This window comes from Leucobacter chinensis, from assembly GCF_019049105.1.
Taxonomy (GTDB): domain Bacteria; phylum Actinomycetota; class Actinomycetes; order Actinomycetales; family Microbacteriaceae; genus Leucobacter_A; species Leucobacter_A chinensis.
Window position 1 is genome coordinate 337,143 of the sequence record NZ_JAHQZR010000001.1, and the last position, 16,306, is coordinate 353,448.

A 16,306-nucleotide genomic window follows, 5' to 3' on the forward strand; every position below is an offset into this window, starting at 1 on the left:
TGAAATGCAGAACGAAACCTATGACTTTCGGGTAATCCAGGAGCGCTGGCTCCCTGTATGGGAGGCCAAAGAGCCTTTCGTGGTGAAGCCCGAGCCCACCGGCCGCCCAACCAAGTACATTCTTGATATGTTCCCGTACCCCTCGGGCGACCTTCACATGGGCCACGCAGAGGCGTTCTGCTTTGGTGACATTCTCGCGCGCTACTGGCGCACGCAGGGCTACGACGTACTGCACCCCATCGGCTGGGACTCGTTCGGGTTGCCCGCCGAGAACGCGGCGATCAAGCGCGGGGTCGATCCGCGTGAATGGACCTACTCAAATATCGACCAGCAGAAGGCGTCGTTCCGCACGTACGCACCCTCGTTCGACTGGACCCGAGTGCTGCACACCTCTGACCCCGAGTACTACCGCTGGAATCAGTGGCTGTTTCTCAAGATGTACGAGCGCGGCCTGGCATACCGCAAAGACAGCTGGGTGAACTGGGACCCCGTCGACCTGACCGTGCTCGCGAACGAGCAGGTGCTTGCCGACGGCACGAGCGAGCGTTCGGGTGCAATGGTCGTCAAGAAGAAGCTCACCCAGTGGTACTTCCGCATCACCGACTACGCAGAGCGTCTGCTCGCCGACCTCGATCAGCTCGAGGGCCGCTGGCCCGCAAAGGTGCTCGGCATGCAGCGCAACTGGATCGGCAAGTCAGAGGGCGCCGAGGTGTTCTTTGAGATCGAGGGTCACGACGAGAAGATCCCGGTCTTCACGACCCGTCCCGACACGCTCTGGGGTGCGACATTCATGGTCGTCGCGCCTGACGCTGACCTTGCACAGGAGCTCGTTGCGGGAGCCGACGAGGCGACCCGTGAGGCCTTCGCCGACTACCTTGCGCAGTCGCAGAAGCAGTCTGAGATTGAACGTCAGAATGCTGACCGTGAGAAGACCGGCGTGTTTCTTGGCCGCTATGCCACGCACCCGCTTACGGGCGAGCGTATTCCCGTGTGGGCCGCCGACTACGTGCTTGCCGACTACGGACACGGCGCGATCATGGCGGTTCCCGCCCACGATCAGCGCGACCTCGACTTTGCCCTCGCCTTTGATCTGCCCATCGTGCAGGTGCTCGACGTGCGCGGCGAAGAGGGCGAAGAGCTGCCGAACCCGGCCGAGAGTGGCATCGCACTCACGGGTGACGGCGTGCTCGTCAACTCGCCGGGGCTCGACGGCCTCACCAAGGCCGAGGCGGTCGCCGAATCGATTAAGACGCTCGAAGAGCGCGGCACCGGCAAGCAAGCCATCACGTACCGCCTGCGCGACTGGCTCATTTCGCGCCAGCGTTACTGGGGCACCCCGATTCCGATTCTGCACGGCACAGGTGAGCACGAGGGCGAGATGAAGCCTGTCGATCAGTCGACGCTGCCCGTTGAGTTGCCAGCCTCGGCTGGGCTCGACCTGAAGCCCAAGGGGTCGTCTCCGCTCGGCGCCGCAACCGAGTGGGCCACGGTCGAAGACCCCGAGACCGGCGCGACCTGGCTGCGCGACCCCGACACGATGGATACCTTCGTCGATAGCTCGTGGTACTACTTCCGCTTCCTGTCGCCCACCGACAGCACCCAGGCATTTGACCCCGCCGAGGCGAAGAAGTGGGGCCCCGTCGACCAGTACGTGGGTGGTGTCGAGCACGCGATCTTGCACCTGCTCTACTCGCGCTTCATCACGAAGGTGCTCTTCGACATGGGCTACATCGACTTCGAAGAGCCCTTCCTCGACATGCTCAACCAGGGCATGGTGCTGCAAGACGGCGCCAAGATGTCGAAGTCGAAGGGCAATCTCGTCGAGTTCGCCGAACAGCTCGAGAGCCACGGCGCCGACGCGCTGCGCGTGACCCTTGCGTTCGCGGGGCCACCAGAAGACGACATCGACTGGGCCGACGTCTCGGTGCAGGGCTCGGCGAAGTTCCTCGCCCGCGCCTGGCGCGTCGCTCGCGACGTCACGAGCGAGCCCGGCGTTGACTTCACGACCGGCGACGCTGAACTGCGCAAAGCGACGCACCACCTGCTCGCCGAGGTCCCGAAGCTTGTCGAAGACTATAAGTTCAACGTCGTCGTGGCTCGCCTCATGGAGCAGGTCAACGTGACGCGCAAGGCCATCGACGGTTCGGTCGGCACCGCCGACCCTGCCGTGCGCGAGTCGGCCGAGGCCATCGCGATGATGCTCTCACTCTTCGCGCCCTACGCTGCAGAAGATATGTGGGCGATGCTCGGCCATGAGGCTACCGTTGCGCTCGCACAGTGGCCGGCGGCCGACGAGTCGCTGCTCGTCGAGAACGAGATCAAGGTTGCCGTGCAGGTTGGTGGCAAGGTGCGCGACGTACTCGTGCTGCCCGCGACCGCGAGCGATGCCGACGCTGAGGCAGCGGCGCTCGCTTCGACCTCGGTGCAACGTGCGATTGGCGATAAGGAGATCGCGCGCGTGATCGTGCGCCTGCCAAAGATCGTCTCGATCGCGACGAAGGGCTAGCCTCTTTCGCTCGTCAGACACGACGCCCCGCGGCCTTTTTGGCTCGCGGGGCGTCGTGCGTTTGGCGTGCTTTCAGCTCGACTGCTGCTTGCGGCGGTGCGCGGCGACTCTCACGCGCGTCGCGCAGGTGGTGCCGCAGAACCGCTGCGGCCCTTTGCGTCCCTCGTCGACGAACACTCGCTCGCAGCCGGATGCTGCGCAGATGCCCCAGGCCGCTCGGCCCTGGTCTGAGGCCCACCGTGCGAGCCCAAACGAGCCGAGTGTGAGCAGGGTCGCCGCGGCGTCATCGTGTGGCCCCTGATGGATGGGTCGTAGCGCCCAGCGCCCGTCGGCGAGTTGGGTGAGCTGCTGGGTGACCTGGTGTGCGGTGAGTGTCTCGTTGATGATGGGCGCTGCGCTCGCGAGCTCTGGCTCTGCGAACACTCGGCGAAGTATCGCCTTCGCTTCTGCAAAACGACCCTCATCGAACGCTCGCTCGCCGAGCGCGGCGTCACCGCGGCGTTCGCAGAGGGTGCGCCAGCTCGTTTCGGTTTCGACGTCGTTGATTGCCTCGACGACGAAACGCAGCCCGAGTGGCCGGTCATCGGTTGCGTATGATTGCGTCATACGAGTATTGTAACGCTGTTATCTTTTATTTATCGTTACAAGGAAGGGGTGTCGATGACTCCATCGGTTCTTCTCGTTGGCGCAGGCCCCATTGGCCTCACCCTGGCAGCCATGTTGCGGCAGCGCGACATCGAGGTGCTCGTGCTTGAGGCCCACCCGGGCCTCTCGCGGCACCCCAAAGCCCGCGGCATTTCAGCCCGCTCTATGGAAGCTTTCAGGGCGCTCGGTGTTGAAGAGCGCATTCGCGAGGTCGCGTTGCCAGCGAGCCATATCCGCTTCTTCAGGGGCGACACGCTCGCCGATCCACACGCAGAGGTCTCTGCCGCGCCTCCCACACACGACTCGGGCAACACCCCTTCACCCGGCGTGCTCTGCTCACAAGACGTGCTTGAGCCGGTGCTGCTCGAGCACGCGAAATCGCTCGGGACGCAGGTGCTCTTTGGGCACCGAGTCACCGACGTGCAGCAGACCGAAACGGGCGTGAGTGTCACCGCGCAGGTTGCCGGTGAGACGAAGCACTTCGATGCCGCGTACGTCATTGGTTGCGATGGTGCACGCAGCACCGTTCGCGAGGCGGCGGGCATTGCTCTTGAGGGCGAGCAGGGGCTCGCGCGGTTTCTCTCGATCCGCCTCATTGCCGACCTGCGCGAGACCGTTCGTGGCCGCGAATCGACCTCGTACTTTCTCGCTGGGGGCAAGGGCGGGTTTCTCGCGGTCGACAATGCCACGCGGTGGATCTATCAGTACCCGATCGCCGAGCACACCGACAGTGACACGCTTCGCGCCGATAACGACCGACTGGCCGAGCTCGTTCGTGTGGCTGCCGGCGTCAGCGAGCTCGAGGTCACCGTGCTCGACACCATGACCTGGCGCATGGATGCGTGCCTCGCCACGACGTTTCGAAACGGTCGCCTGTTGCTCGCGGGCGATGCCGCTCACCAGACCCCGCCGACCGGCGGACACGGCATGAACGTGGGCATTGGCGATGCTGAGACGCTCGCGTGGCGACTTGCCGCGGTGCTTGGCGGATCGGCTCCCGCCGCAACCCTCGACCGGTATACCGCTGAGCGCAGGCCCGTCGCCGAGACGATCATCGCGGTGTCTTCGGGCAACGCTGGGCGCAACTACGCGATCGACGATGAGCTGCTGCTCGCAACGCACTATGGCGCTGCCGAGCCCGTCGCTCTTGGCCCCTACGCGCCGTCTGGCGAGCCGGGAAGGCGCATACCGCACGTCGCGATCGAGGGTGACCCAGCGGTGGTTTCGAGCCTCGACCTCGTCGCGGTTCACCACCTGCCGACCCTTGTGAGTGAGCACCGAGAGCTTCAATACGCTGCTGCGGCGGCGGCTCTGGGAATTCCTTACGCGGCGCTCACCGAGGCCAGCCGCCGTGAGCGTGATCCCGGCGAATTCCGCGAGAAGACGGGCCTGGCCCTCGGCGGTGCGCTGCTCGTGAGGCCCGACGGGCATATCGCAGAGCGTCTTGCGTCTGCCGACGACTTGGCCAGTGCGTTTGAGTGGCTCATGGGAAGGGCATAGCGAGGCGAGTCATCGCTTCTTTCGCCGTTCACAACGGCCCTCGAGCTGCTCACGCTTGAAGGTCTGTTGATGACAGCCGCCTGAGGCCTCGTCTCACGTAGCGTTCACCCCATGAACCTTGATGAGAACACGGTGCCGAAGCCCGGTCGTGTGGCAGCGAAACCCAGGAGCCCTGCAGCACGCAGCGACGGTGAAGCCGCCTCGTGGAAGGTGCCGGAGTCGCTGCCGCGAAGACTCTTTCGCGCAATCGCGACGCCGCCCGCGGCTGGCGTGATCATCTTTATCCTCGTGGTGTTGGTCGCAGTGATTCTCGCGCTCGTGCGCTCGAACCATGCCTTCTCGCTCGAGGGATCCGAAACCTCAGCTAACGACGAAGCGAACGCGAGCGAAATACTGGGAGGAGAGGCCTCGCGCGGGGAAGCCGGCTCGAACGATTCCCGTAGTGAGGGCGATCGTGGTGCGGATCCCGGTGACCGCTCGAGCAAGGGTGCCGAGAGCGCGAGCGTGTTTGTTCACGTGCTGGGTGAAGTGAAGAAGCCTGGGGTTATCGAACTGACCTCCGGTGAGCGGGTGCAGCAAGCAATCCAAGCGGCCGGGGGAGTCACCGACAAAGCCTCGCTCGTCGGGGTTAACCTTGCGCGCGAGGTGATCGACGGTGAACAGATACTCGTTCCCGCAGAGGGTGAGCAAAGCGAGCAGCCCGGCTCATCGGGAGCCGCGGCGCCCGAAGCGGGTGGGCCGGTGAACCTCAACAGCGCCGACGCGGCGGCACTCGAAACGCTGCCGCGTATTGGCCCGGCCCTCGCCGCTCGAATCATTGAGTGGCGCGACGCAAACGGCGGGTTTCGTAGCGTCGACGACCTCATGAACGTCTCAGGCATCGGCCCGAAGGTCTTTGCCGAGCTGCGCGACCTTGTGACCGCCCCGTGAACACGGGGCGGGGCCAACCGCCGGGCACCTGGCGGCTGCTTTTTGCTGCGCTTGTGTCATGGGCCACAGCCGCGTTTCTGATTGCCCGCCCGGGTTGGGCTATGCCGGTGACGGTGGCTTCACTGGTAATTGGCGGTCTGATGCTCGGCGCATCGATGGTCTTCAAGGAGGCTCAGCTGCCGCGGTGTGTGGCGCGCTTTTCCGTCGTGACGCTCGCCTTTCTCGCGGTCGTTTCCGGGCAGATCGCACACCAGGAGTGGGTGCGCGAGGCGCCAGAGGTGAGCGGCGTCGAGCAAGCGACGATCCGCACCCATCAAAGCGACGCGGCGAGTTCGCGCGGCAATGCGATGCGTGAGGCGAAGCTCGCGGGGTTTGTCGAGCGCACTGCGACGGGCGACGGGTGGGTGCAGGCAGACGTCTTGACGAGCCGCGGTAGGGTGCCGGTGCTGCTCTGGTTTTCGAAAGACACGCTCGAACAACTCGACGGGGCCACTGAGATTCCCTCCTCGCGGTGGGTTCCCGGCATGGTTGTGCGCTTCGACGGGAGCTTTCGCCCGTCAGAGCCCGAACGGTCAACGGCCTACATGGTGAGCGTTCAAGAGCTCAACGTAGCCGAAAGCCCCGCGGCCTGGCACCGAGTCATCGCCTCGTTACGGCTCTCGATCATTGAGCATGCTTCGGTCGTTGACGGCGCCGACCTGGTACCGGGCTTCACTGTCGGTGACACGACACTCGTGACCGAAGAGCTCGATGAGGCCATGAAAACGACGAGCCTCACGCACCTCATCGCGGTGTCGGGCGCGAACTGCGCGCTCATTGTTGCCGCCGCGATGGTCGCGGTTTCGTATGTTGGGCTTGGAAGGCGATTACGCATTGGATTCGGGGCTCTTGCACTGTTCGGGTTCACGCTTATCGTGGGGCCTGACCCGAGCATTCAGCGAGCGGCCCTCATGGCAGCCGTGACACTGCTCTCGCAGTTCGGTGGGCGCCGTGGCGTCGGGTTTGCCTCGCTCGGCTGCGCCATGATCGTGCTGCTCATCAGCGACCCCTGGCAAGCGCGCCACCCCGGTTTCACATTGTCGGTCGCCGCAACCGCCGGCATTATGTTTTGGGCGCCGGCGATCACCCGCTGGCTTTCCCAGTGGGCAAGGTTGCCGATGCCCTTGGCGCTCACACTCGCCGTGACCATCGCGGCCCAGGTCACCTGCGGGCCACTCTTATTGCTGCTGCAGCCGGGGCTTGCCCTCGGCGGCATTGTTGCGAACGTTCTCGCCGCTCCGGCAGCGCCGCTCGGCACTGGTATCGGACTTCTCGCGATGCTCGCCGCACCCGTGGCCCCTTGGCTCGGGCACTGGCTGACGCTTGTCGCTGCCGTTCCCTCGTCATGGGTTATCTGGCTCGCAGTGACGATCACAGAGATGCCACTCACGCGCTTGTATTGGCCGGGTGGCGCGGTTGGTGCCGTGCTCCTAACACTGTGCCAGGGCAGCATCATCGCATCGCTGTGGCTGCGCAGCATGAGGCCGGTGGGCCGTTGGCGAGCACGCATCGATGCACCGGTATTGTTGCGCCGCCTCTGGTGGGCCTTCGGAGCGGCCGGCATCGGAACTTTCGTGGCGGTCAGCATCACCTCACCGGTCATGACCCGGGTGACGACCCCCGGAGACTGGTTCGTCGTGATGTGCGACGTAGGGCAGGGCGACGCTTTTCTCGTGAGAGACCCCGCAGACCCTGGCAGAGTGATGCTCACCGATACCGGCGTCGACGAAACGGCGGTATCGGCTTGCCTCGATCGCTTTGGAGTGACCGAGGTGACGCTGCTCGTACTCAGCCACGACGATGCCGATCACGTCGGCGGCATTGGGGCAGTGCTCGGTCGCACGCGGGCTGCGCTCATCTCACGCCCCGTTACCGGAGACTCTGCCGAACGCGCTCCCGAGCAGCAGCTACAGCGACACTCGATTCCGTACCGAATCGGGGTTGAGGGTATGCAGGGAACCCTCGGCAGCGACAACCCCGACGCCACCCTCGCGTGGCGTATTCTCGCGCCGACCACAGAGCAGCCGATTACGAGTGCGAACGGTGCGAGCATTGTCATGCGCATCGACGTTCAGGGGGTGTGTCTTTTCATGCTCGCCGATACCGGTGAGGGCGATCACGCGACGATTCGGTCACGTTACCCAGACGAGCGCTGCGACATCGTGAAGGTCGCTCATCACGGTTCGAAGGATGCCGAGGCCGAGTTGCTCGAGCAACTCGGCGCAGAGTACGGTCTCGTATCGAGCGGAGCCGAGAACCGCTACGGGCACCCGAGCGATAAGGCGCTGGGTGACCTCGCCAGGGCCAAAACGATCCCGTTGCGCAGTGATACCCACGGCTCGATCGCGCTTTCGCTACAGGGCGACAGAGTCGTTGTCTGGAGTGAACGATAGAGTAGAGCCGTGGCAGCCAAAGCAAAGATTCCCCAACTCTCGTGGTCAGACGTGCAGCCGGTTCCGGTCATGCTCGTGACCGGTCCAGAACAGCTTTTTGCTGACCGGGCCTGGCTTCGTATGCGATCGATGCTGCGTGAGCAAGACCCGGCACTCGAGATCCACGAGGTCGAGGCGAGCCAGTACGAGTCAGGCATGCTCATGACGCTCGCGAGCCCCTCACTCTTTGGCGAGCCGCGGCTCATTCGCGTCATGGGCGCTGAAAAAGCCACTGACGCGTTCATCACCGACGCGAAGGCATACCTCGAAGTTCCTGATGCTGACACGACCCTCGTGATTCGTCACGGCGGGGGGCAGCGCGGCAAGGGACTTCTCGACGCGATCCGCGCGATGCCCGCTGGAGCCGTCGAAGTGCTGTGCCCAGCGGTGAAGCCCGGCGACCTGCCGGCGCTCGTGCGTGCCGAGTTCCATCGGCTCGGCGTCAAGGCCGACCCGCGGGCGATGCAGGCACTCGTGCAAGCTTTTCCTGAAAACCTTGAAGAGCTCATCGCGGTGTGCGGCCAGCTCGCCCAAAATAGCGGCGGCAACGTGACGCTCTCGCAGGTCGAGATCATGACGGGCGGCCGCGTCGAGACGAACGCCTTTAAGGTCGCTGATGCCGCGATCGCGGGCAACGCGGGAGAGGCATTACTCTTCCTGCGCCAGGCGCTCGATACCGGCGTGCAACCGATCCCTCTGCTCGGCGCCCTCAACTATAAGCTGCGTGCCATCGCCCGGGTGTGCGGGGCAGAGGCCTCGGCAGCCCAACTCGCCAAAGAGTTCGGCATGCCGCCCTGGCAGGTCGACCGCGCAATGCGCGACGTGCGCGGCTGGCGTGAAAGCGGCCTCGCCCGGGTCATGACTGAGTCAGCGGCGACCGACCTCGCTCTCAAGGGCGGGTCTCGCGATGCCGTCTACGCGCTCGAGCGCTTCGTGTTGCTCGTGGCCCGCAAGGGCGCTCCGCTCCCGGCCGCCTAAGCACTGAACTCTGGGCACGAGGGGAATGGGGCCCTAGAAACACGAAGGGCCCCCACCAAGCGGTGAGGGCCCTTGACGTGAAACGCGTCACTACGCTGCGAGAGCGTTTACCTGCTGTGCGAGCTTCGACTTGCGGTTCGCGGCCTGGTTCTTGTGCAGAACGCCCTTCGAAACAGCCTTGTCGATCTTGCGGCTCGCCTCTTTGAGCTTCTTCTCTGCGAGCTCCTTGTCGCCAGCGGCAACTGCTGCGCGGGTCTGGCGTGCGAGGGTACGGAACTCGCTCTTCACGGCACGGTTACGCTCGGTAGCCTTGCGGTTGGTCTTGATGCGCTTGATCTGCGACTTAATATTTGCCACTTGGTACTTTGTCCTTTAGCTTAAAAATCATTAACGGTTGAGTCCCGACGGCAGAGAAGAGGGCTACCGGGCGGGGTGTGTGGTTACCCACACGCAAGCCAAGAACCAACTCTACCAGAAAAAGCCGCGCGCGAAAGGAGTAAACAGCATCGTTTCGCGATTTCATGAGATACTGAATCACAATGTCTCCTCGAAGTGTTCATCCCCCTGTGCCGGCGTCGACCGATCCGCGCATGATTCGCAACTTCTGCATCATCGCGCACATCGACCACGGTAAATCAACTCTTGCCGACCGCATGCTGCAGATCACCGGCACGGTTCCCGACCGTGAGATGCGTGCTCAGTACCTCGACAATATGGATATTGAGCGAGAACGCGGCATCACGATCAAGTCGCAGGCCGTGCGTATGCACTGGCAGCACGAGAGCGCCGAGTACGCGCTCAACATGATCGACACCCCTGGCCACGTCGACTTCAGCTACGAGGTTTCACGTTCGCTGGCCGCCTGCGAGGGAGCGATTCTGCTCGTCGACGCGGCACAGGGCATTGAAGCCCAGACGCTCGCGAACCTGTACCTCGCAATGGAGCACGACCTCGAAATCATTCCGGTGCTCAACAAGATTGACCTGCCGGCGGCCGACCCCGAGCGGGTCGCGCGCGAGATCTGTGACCTGCTCGGTGGCGAGCCCGAAGACATTATTAAGGTCTCTGGCAAGACCGGCATGGGCGTTGAAGAACTGCTCGACCGCGTGATCGAGAAGGTTCCGGCACCGGTGGGCGAGCAGGAGGCCCCCGCACGCGCCATGATTTTTGACTCGGTCTATGACCCGTACCGCGGTGTTGTGACCTACGTTCGTATGGTTGACGGCAGACTCACGCCGCGCGAAAAAGTGCAGATGATGTCGACGGGTATGGTCTACGAGGCGCTCGAGATCGGCGTTTCTTCACCCGGGCCAGAACCGACGAAGGGACTCGCGACCGGCGAGGTCGGCTACCTCATTACTGGTGTGAAAGACGTGCGTCAGTCGAAAGTTGGCGACACGGTCACGAGCCAGCACCACGGTGCCGAAGAGGCACTTCCCGGTTACACCGACCCGAAGCCCATGGTCTTCTCGGGCCTGTACCCGATCGATGGTTCTGACTACCCGATCCTGCGCGAGGCGCTCGACAAGTTGAAGCTCTCAGACGCGGCGCTGCAGTACGAGCCCGAGACCTCGGTTGCGCTCGGCTTCGGTTTTCGCTGTGGCTTCCTCGGGCTTCTGCACCTCGAAATTATCTCGGAGCGCCTGCGCCGCGAGTTTGACCTCGACCTCATCGCGACCGCGCCGAGCGTGGTCTACTCGGTGACCGCTGAAGACGGCGAAGAGATTACGGTCACGAACCCGAGCGAGTACCCCGAGGGCAAGATTATGAGCGTGCGCGAGCCGATGGTGCGCGTCGCGATTCTCGCTCCCAAAGATTACGTTGGCGCGATCATGGAGCTCTGCCAGAGCCGTCGCGGCAGCCTGCTCGGTATGGAATACCTGGGGGAGCGCGTCGAGCTTCGCTACGCAATGCCACTCGGTGAGATCGTGTTTGACTTCTTCGACCACCTGAAGAGCCGCACGCAGGGGTACGCAAGCCTCGACTACGAGCCGATGGGTGAGCAAGAAGCCGATCTCGTGAAGGTCGACATCCTGCTGCAGGGTGACAAAGTCGATGCGTTCAGTGCGATCGTGCACCGTGACAGTGCCTACCACTACGGCACGCTCATGACCGAGCGACTGCGCAAACTCATTCCGAGGCAGCAGTTTGAAGTGCCGATTCAGGCGGCAATCGGGTCGCGCGTGATCGCGCGTGAGACCATTCGCGCGATCCGCAAAGACGTTCTGGCAAAGTGCTACGGCGGTGACATTAGTCGTAAGCGTAAACTGCTTGAGAAGCAAAAGGAAGGCAAGAAGCGCATGAAAATGGTGGGCCGCGTTGAGGTACCACAGGAAGCGTTTATTGCCGCACTCTCGGGTGACGTCGAGGACAAGGAGAAAAATAAGTGAGCGATGAGCAGCCAATCCTGAGGCGCTCCACACACGTCGACCACGAGGTCAGCTACGCATCGGTCGGCGCCTCGCAGGCGCCCGACCTCATGAAGTATCCACCTGTTGGCAGTACCCCCTTCGAAGAAGAGGTGCTGCTCGGCAGCGGCGAAGATCGCTTCATGTCGGCTAGCTCGACCCTCATGACCTGGGGCGCGCAAAAGGGCGCCAACATCGAGATTGAGCTCGTCGACAAAGGGCAGGAATCGAAGTACGCATCGATCTCGTTTCGCGACACCGGGCTTCCCGAAGGCCCGAAAGAGAACGAGCAGCTCTTTGCGCCAGACGGCACCCCGTACCTCGAGGCTGGTCACCTCGTAAATTATCGTATCGGTGACGAAGACGTGCGCAGCATGCGGGTGATCAGTGTCATTGATGAGACGAACCGTGTCGGCTTCATTGTCGGCAGCGCGGCAGAGTCTGACATCGCGGGCGAGGCCTTCTTGCGTGTCGAAATGCGTTCCGATAACTCGGTGTGGGCGGTTGCTCGTGGCTTTTTCTACGACGCACGCAAGGGCAGCAAGAAGCTGCTCACCAAGAGCAGCGTGAAGAAAGAGATTGCCCGCGTAGCCGAGCAGTTGCACGCACTCACGCCCGTCGTGCAAGCGACGATCAACGCGTCAAGCTCAGAAGAAGAGTAACGTGGCGAGCCAGCCCCCCGAGGGCGTCAGCGCTCCCGAAGACGGTTCTCTACCCGAGAGTGTGACCGCTGGCGCGCACGAGCGCAACTTCGGGGTCTATCTGCACGTGCCCTATTGCCGGGTGCGCTGCGGGTACTGCGACTTCAACACCTACACGGCCTCCGAGCTTCGCGGCGCAAAGCGCGAGAACTATGCTGGCGAGGCGGTGCACGAGGTGCGTCTGGCGGGCGACGTCATGCGCCGAGTGGGGCTTCCTGAGCGCAAGGTTTCGACGGTCTTCTTTGGTGGCGGAACCCCGACGCTCCTGCCGGGCGAGCAGCTCGCCGAGATGCTGCACGCGGTACGTGACGAGTGGGGGCTCGCCGACGGGGCCGAGGTTTCGATCGAGGCGAACCCCGATACCGTCACCCCGCAGCTGCTTGAGACGCTCGCAGCGGCGGGCTTCACTCGGGTGAGCATGGGCATGCAGTCGGCTGTGCCGCACGTGCTCGCAACACTCGATCGAACGCACGAGCCGGCGATGGTTCCGAAGGCCGTCGACATGGTGAAGGAAGCCGGGCTGCAGGTGAGTCTCGACCTTATCTATGGCACCCCAGGGGAATCGCTCGAAGACTGGCGTACCTCGCTCGAGACGGCGATCGCCTGCGCACCCGACCACCTGAGCGCATACGCGCTCATCGTCGAACAGGGCACGAAGCTCGCCCGGCAAATTCGCCGCGGTGAGGTTGCGCAGCCCGATGACGATCTGCACGCGGCAATGTACGAGCTCGCCGATGGCATGCTTCAGGCTGCCGGGTATGAGTGGTATGAAATCTCGAACTGGGCGAGGGCAGATGAGCTGCGATCGCGGCACAACCTCTCGTACTGGACCGGTGAAGATTGGTGGGCGATTGGGCCAGGGGCTCACTCGCACATCGGTGGCGTGCGCTGGTGGAACGTCAAACACCCTGCAGCCTACGCCGAGCGCATTGCCCGTGACGTTTCGCCTGCCCACCAGCGAGAGCTGCTCACGGCTGAAGACCAGCGCATCGAAAGCATCATGCTCGAATCGCGGCTGCGCACTGGCGCGCGCATCTCGCAACTCGAAGAGGCCGGAAAGAGCGAGGTCGCGAGCCTGATCGCCGAGGGCTTAATCGATGGCAAAGCGGCGATTGCGGGGCGGATCGTGCCGACGCTCAGGGGTCGGCTGCTTTCAGACACGGTCGTTCATCGCCTGCTTCAGTGAAAAATGTTCAGGTTGTTCGACTAGTATTAGCACTCAGGTATTGAGAGTGCCAATGCGGAGGTGTGAATGAGTATCTCAGACCGGGGTCTGGCGGTCTTGCGCGCCATCGTGAACGACTTCGTGAACGAGGGCGAACCGGTGGCCTCGAAATCGATCGTCGAGAGGCACTCGTTTGGGGTATCGGCGGCGACGATCCGCAACGATATGGCTCTTCTCGAAGAGGAAGAGCTCATCGTGGCGCCGCACACCTCGAGTGGCCGAGTGCCCACCGACAAGGGCTACCGGCTCTACGTCGACACGCTCGCCGAGATTCGCCCGCTCACGCAGGCACAACGCGCAGCAATCGAGCGTTTTCTGGGTGAAGCAGAGAACCTCGATGACGTCATGGCGCGAACCGTCAGGCTGCTCGCGAGCCTCACGCACCAGGTCGCGGTGATTCAATACCCGACCGCTGGCGCGGGGTACGTGAAACAGATCGAGCTCGTGGCGATTGGGCCAGACCGGGTGCTCTGTGTCGTGATCACGAGTAACGCGGCTGTTGAACAGCACATCGCCCGTATTCGCCACGCGATTGTCGACGAGGCCTGGGTGCAAGGGCTGAGAGACCGCATCGCGACCGAGGTCATGGGGCGTGACATCGCGCTTGCCCAGACTCGGGTGACAGAACTCATTCGAACCGCGAGTGACTGGGCAGAGCCGAATGAGCTCGAACCGGTTGTGAGCGTTCTTGCGGTCGTTGAAGAACAGCTCAGCGCCAACCGCAATCAGCGCATCGCGGTCGCCGGAACGGCGAACCTGTCGCGCCCGGGAGAGACCTTTCAGAACCTCTCGGCTGTGCTTGAGGCGGTTGAAGAACAGGTCGTGCTCTTGAGGCTCATTCAAGAGCTTGCGACCGATGAGCGTGGAGTTGGCGCGTCAATTGGCCGCGAAAACCTCCCGTACGGGTTTCCTGACGCAGCACTCATCGCGACCCAGTACGAGGCTGGTGGCGCCACACTCTCGCGGCTCGGTGTGCTCGGGCCAACCCGCATGAACTATGAACGTAACATCGCCGCGATGCGAGCGGTGTCGAGATACCTCGGTCGTTTGCTCGGTGAGAGCAACCTCTAGACCAACGAAACGCAAAAAGGAGCAGCCCTCGTGGCAGATCACTACGAAACTCTCGGGGTTTCACGCGAAGCAACCCCTGAAGAAATCAAGAAGGCTTACCGCAAGCTTGCGCGCGAGCTGCACCCTGATGTGAACCCTTCAGAAGATGCCTCGGAGCGCTTCAAGCTCGTCACCCACGCCTACGACGTGCTGAGCGACCCGCAGGAGCGCCAGAAGTACGATATGGGCGGCAATGACGCCTTTGGCGGTGGCTTCGGCGACATCTTTAATACCTTCTTCGGTGGCGGCTTCGGTGGCGGTGGCAGCGGGCCGAAGTCGCGTTCAGAGCGCGGGGAAGACGCGCTCATTCGCATTGACGTCACGCTCGAACAGGTCATGTTCGGCGATGAGACGACGGTTGCGCTCAATACCGCGGTGCTGTGCGAAACGTGTCAGGGCAGCTGCTGCCAGCCGGGTACGTCACCCGTCACCTGTGACGTATGTGGCGGTGAGGGCTCGGTGCAGCGTCAGGTGCGCTCGCTCTTTGGCAACGTCGTGACGAGCCACCCCTGCGGCACTTGCCAGGGCTTCGGCACCGTCATTCAGAGCCCATGCATTACCTGTGGGGGCAAGGGCCGCACGCGTGAGCGCCGCGAAACCACCATTCAGATTCCCTCTGGCGTCGAGACGGGCACGCGCATGCAGATTCGCGGCGGCGGCGAGGTCGGCCCCGGTGGCGGCCCGAACGGCGACCTGTTCGTCGAGTTTCAGGTCAAGCACCACGACATCTTCAGCCGCGACGGCTACGATCTGCTCGCGACCGTGAACCTGCAGATGACCGACGCTGCACTCGGCACCGAGGTGACGCTTGAGTCGCTCGATGGCGCGGTCGAGATCGAGGTTGAGGCCGGCGCGCAGGCGGGCGATATCTTGACCCTTCGCGGGCGCGGCATTCAGCACCTGCAGTCGAACCAGCGCGGTGACTTGAAGGTAGCCCTGCAAGTTGTGACGCCGACGAAGCTCAGCTCGAAGGAGAAAGACCTGCTCAAGAACCTCGCCAAGTTGCGTGGCAATAAGCCGCCGCAGTTTGGTGAGTTTCAGCAGGGCTTCTTCGGCAAGATGCGCGACCGCTTCTTTCGCTAACCATGGCTAATCTCTACGTGCGAGAGGGCCTTCAGCCCGCCGACTTCGCCGGCACCATCGAAGTGACCGGCGACGAAGCGCGCCATGCCGTCGCCGTGAGTCGCTTGCGCGTGGGCGAAAGCATTCTCGTTGGAAACGGCGAGGGAGCCATCGCGAGCGGCACGGTTACCGCGGCGTCACAGAGCGCCTTTTCGGTCGAGATCGCCGAGGTTACCGAGCACCCAGAGCCCGTTCGAAAAGTGTGGATCGTGCAGGCCCTCGCAAAGGGCGATCGTTCTGAACGGGCGGTCGAACTGTGCACCGAGTTTGGCGCCTGGGGGTTTGTCGCGTGGCAGGCGGCCCGTTCGATCTCGAAGTGGGATGCGAAGAAGAGCCCGAAAGGGCTTGAGAAGTGGCACAGGGTTGCTCGCGAAGCCTCGAAGCAGTCGATACGGCCGTTCGTGCCGCGCGTGACGGGCCCAGTGACGACCAACGATCTCACGAAGCTCGCCGCGGCGGGCGAAACGACCGTGATTGTGCTGCACCCGAGAGACGCAGCAGAGCTCTCGGCTAGGGTGTCTGAACTCAGCCCGAGTGGCGACGTGTATGTGTGCGTCGGGCCCGAGGGTGGCCTCAGCGATGCAGAGCTCGAAGCGCTCTCTGCCGCAGGAGCGATGACGGCGACGGTCGGCGCGAACGTATTGCGCACCTCGAGCGCTGGCGCTGCCGCACTTTCGGTACTGAATCTCGCGGCTGGGCATTGGTAGACT

13 protein-coding genes are annotated in these 16,306 nt (G+C 63.4%); 11 read left to right on the forward strand and 2 right to left on the reverse strand.

Annotated elements, in window-relative coordinates; genetic code table 11:
* Positions 1 to 4: 4 nt before the first annotated feature.
* Positions 5 to 2,506, forward strand: a complete 2,502-nt coding sequence (leuS, locus tag KTJ78_RS01580; protein WP_217132022.1) for a leucine--tRNA ligase — start codon at positions 5 to 7, stop codon at positions 2,504 to 2,506.
* Positions 2,507 to 2,578: 72 nt separating this feature from the next.
* On the opposite strand, the gene KTJ78_RS01585 is transcribed toward leuS, so the two are convergent.
* Positions 2,579 to 3,112: a CGNR zinc finger domain-containing protein gene (locus tag KTJ78_RS01585; protein WP_217132024.1), complete on the reverse strand. Its 534-nt coding sequence runs from the start codon at positions 3,110 to 3,112 to the stop codon at positions 2,579 to 2,581.
* 54 nt (positions 3,113 to 3,166) lie between these two features.
* On the opposite strand from KTJ78_RS01585, the gene KTJ78_RS01590 reads away from it, so the two are divergent.
* The 4 genes from KTJ78_RS01590 to holA all read left to right on the forward strand — a co-directional run bounded on the left by KTJ78_RS01590 (position 3,167) and on the right by holA (position 9,030).
* Positions 3,167 to 4,651, forward strand: a complete 1,485-nt coding sequence (locus KTJ78_RS01590; protein WP_217132025.1) for an FAD-dependent monooxygenase — start codon at positions 3,167 to 3,169, stop codon at positions 4,649 to 4,651.
* 111 nt (positions 4,652 to 4,762) lie between these two features.
* Positions 4,763 to 5,581 carry a ComEA family DNA-binding protein gene (locus KTJ78_RS01595; protein WP_217132026.1) on the forward strand — a complete coding sequence of 273 codons (819 nt, stop codon included), beginning with the start codon at positions 4,763 to 4,765 and terminating at the stop codon, positions 5,579 to 5,581.
* A 113-nt stretch (positions 5,582 to 5,694) separates the two neighbouring features.
* Positions 5,695 to 8,013 carry a ComEC/Rec2 family competence protein gene (locus KTJ78_RS01600; RefSeq protein WP_217132027.1) on the forward strand — a complete coding sequence of 773 codons (2,319 nt, stop codon included), beginning with the start codon at positions 5,695 to 5,697 and terminating at the stop codon, positions 8,011 to 8,013.
* Between the two features lie 9 nt (positions 8,014 to 8,022).
* Positions 8,023 to 9,030 carry a DNA polymerase III subunit delta gene (gene holA / locus KTJ78_RS01605; protein WP_369807924.1) on the forward strand — a complete coding sequence of 336 codons (1,008 nt, stop codon included), beginning with the start codon at positions 8,023 to 8,025 and terminating at the stop codon, positions 9,028 to 9,030.
* Positions 9,031 to 9,120: 90 nt separating this feature from the next.
* Here holA and rpsT read toward each other — a convergent pair whose 3' ends face one another.
* Entirely contained in the window at positions 9,121 to 9,387 is a 267-nt protein-coding gene (gene rpsT, locus KTJ78_RS01610; protein ID WP_217132028.1) for a 30S ribosomal protein S20, read from the reverse strand.
* Positions 9,388 to 9,569: 182 nt separating this feature from the next.
* On the opposite strand from rpsT, the gene lepA reads away from it, so the two are divergent.
* The 6 genes from lepA to KTJ78_RS01640 all read left to right on the forward strand — a co-directional run bounded on the left by lepA (position 9,570) and on the right by KTJ78_RS01640 (position 16,303).
* Complete coding sequence (lepA, locus tag KTJ78_RS01615; protein WP_217132029.1) at positions 9,570 to 11,420, forward strand: translation elongation factor 4; 1,851 nt, start codon at positions 9,570 to 9,572, stop codon at positions 11,418 to 11,420.
* Positions 11,417 to 12,100, forward strand: a complete 684-nt coding sequence (locus tag KTJ78_RS01620; RefSeq protein ID WP_217132031.1) for a DUF1990 domain-containing protein — start codon at positions 11,417 to 11,419, stop codon at positions 12,098 to 12,100. The genes lepA and KTJ78_RS01620 overlap by 4 nt, the downstream gene beginning before the upstream one ends.
* Position 12,101: 1 nt before the next feature.
* Positions 12,102 to 13,325, forward strand: coding sequence for a radical SAM family heme chaperone HemW (gene hemW / locus KTJ78_RS01625; protein WP_217132033.1), 1,224 nt, complete (start codon positions 12,102 to 12,104; stop codon positions 13,323 to 13,325).
* A 66-nt stretch (positions 13,326 to 13,391) separates the two neighbouring features.
* Complete coding sequence (gene hrcA / locus KTJ78_RS01630; protein ID WP_217132035.1) at positions 13,392 to 14,435, forward strand: heat-inducible transcriptional repressor HrcA; 1,044 nt, start codon at positions 13,392 to 13,394, stop codon at positions 14,433 to 14,435.
* Positions 14,436 to 14,465: 30 nt separating this feature from the next.
* Positions 14,466 to 15,557, forward strand: coding sequence for a molecular chaperone DnaJ (gene dnaJ, locus KTJ78_RS01635; RefSeq protein WP_217132036.1), 1,092 nt, complete (start codon positions 14,466 to 14,468; stop codon positions 15,555 to 15,557).
* Between the two features lie 2 nt (positions 15,558 to 15,559).
* Positions 15,560 to 16,303 carry a 16S rRNA (uracil(1498)-N(3))-methyltransferase gene (locus KTJ78_RS01640; RefSeq protein ID WP_217132038.1) on the forward strand — a complete coding sequence of 248 codons (744 nt, stop codon included), beginning with the start codon at positions 15,560 to 15,562 and terminating at the stop codon, positions 16,301 to 16,303.
* Positions 16,304 to 16,306 lie beyond the last annotated feature (3 nt).

Coding starts and splice junctions, on each gene's coding strand:
- leuS (WP_217132022.1), top strand. CDS start 5: ATGCAGAACGAAACCTATGACTTTCGGGTAATCCAGGAGCGCTGGCTC.
- KTJ78_RS01585 (WP_217132024.1), bottom strand. CDS start 3,112: ATGACGCAATCATACGCAACCGATGACCGGCCACTCGGGCTGCGTTTC.
- KTJ78_RS01590 (WP_217132025.1), top strand. CDS start 3,167: ATGACTCCATCGGTTCTTCTCGTTGGCGCAGGCCCCATTGGCCTCACC.
- KTJ78_RS01595 (WP_217132026.1), top strand. CDS start 4,763: ATGAACCTTGATGAGAACACGGTGCCGAAGCCCGGTCGTGTGGCAGCG.
- lepA (WP_217132029.1), top strand. CDS start 9,570: ATGTCTCCTCGAAGTGTTCATCCCCCTGTGCCGGCGTCGACCGATCCG.
- hrcA (WP_217132035.1), top strand. CDS start 13,392: ATGAGTATCTCAGACCGGGGTCTGGCGGTCTTGCGCGCCATCGTGAAC.
- KTJ78_RS01640 (WP_217132038.1), top strand. CDS start 15,560: ATGGCTAATCTCTACGTGCGAGAGGGCCTTCAGCCCGCCGACTTCGCC.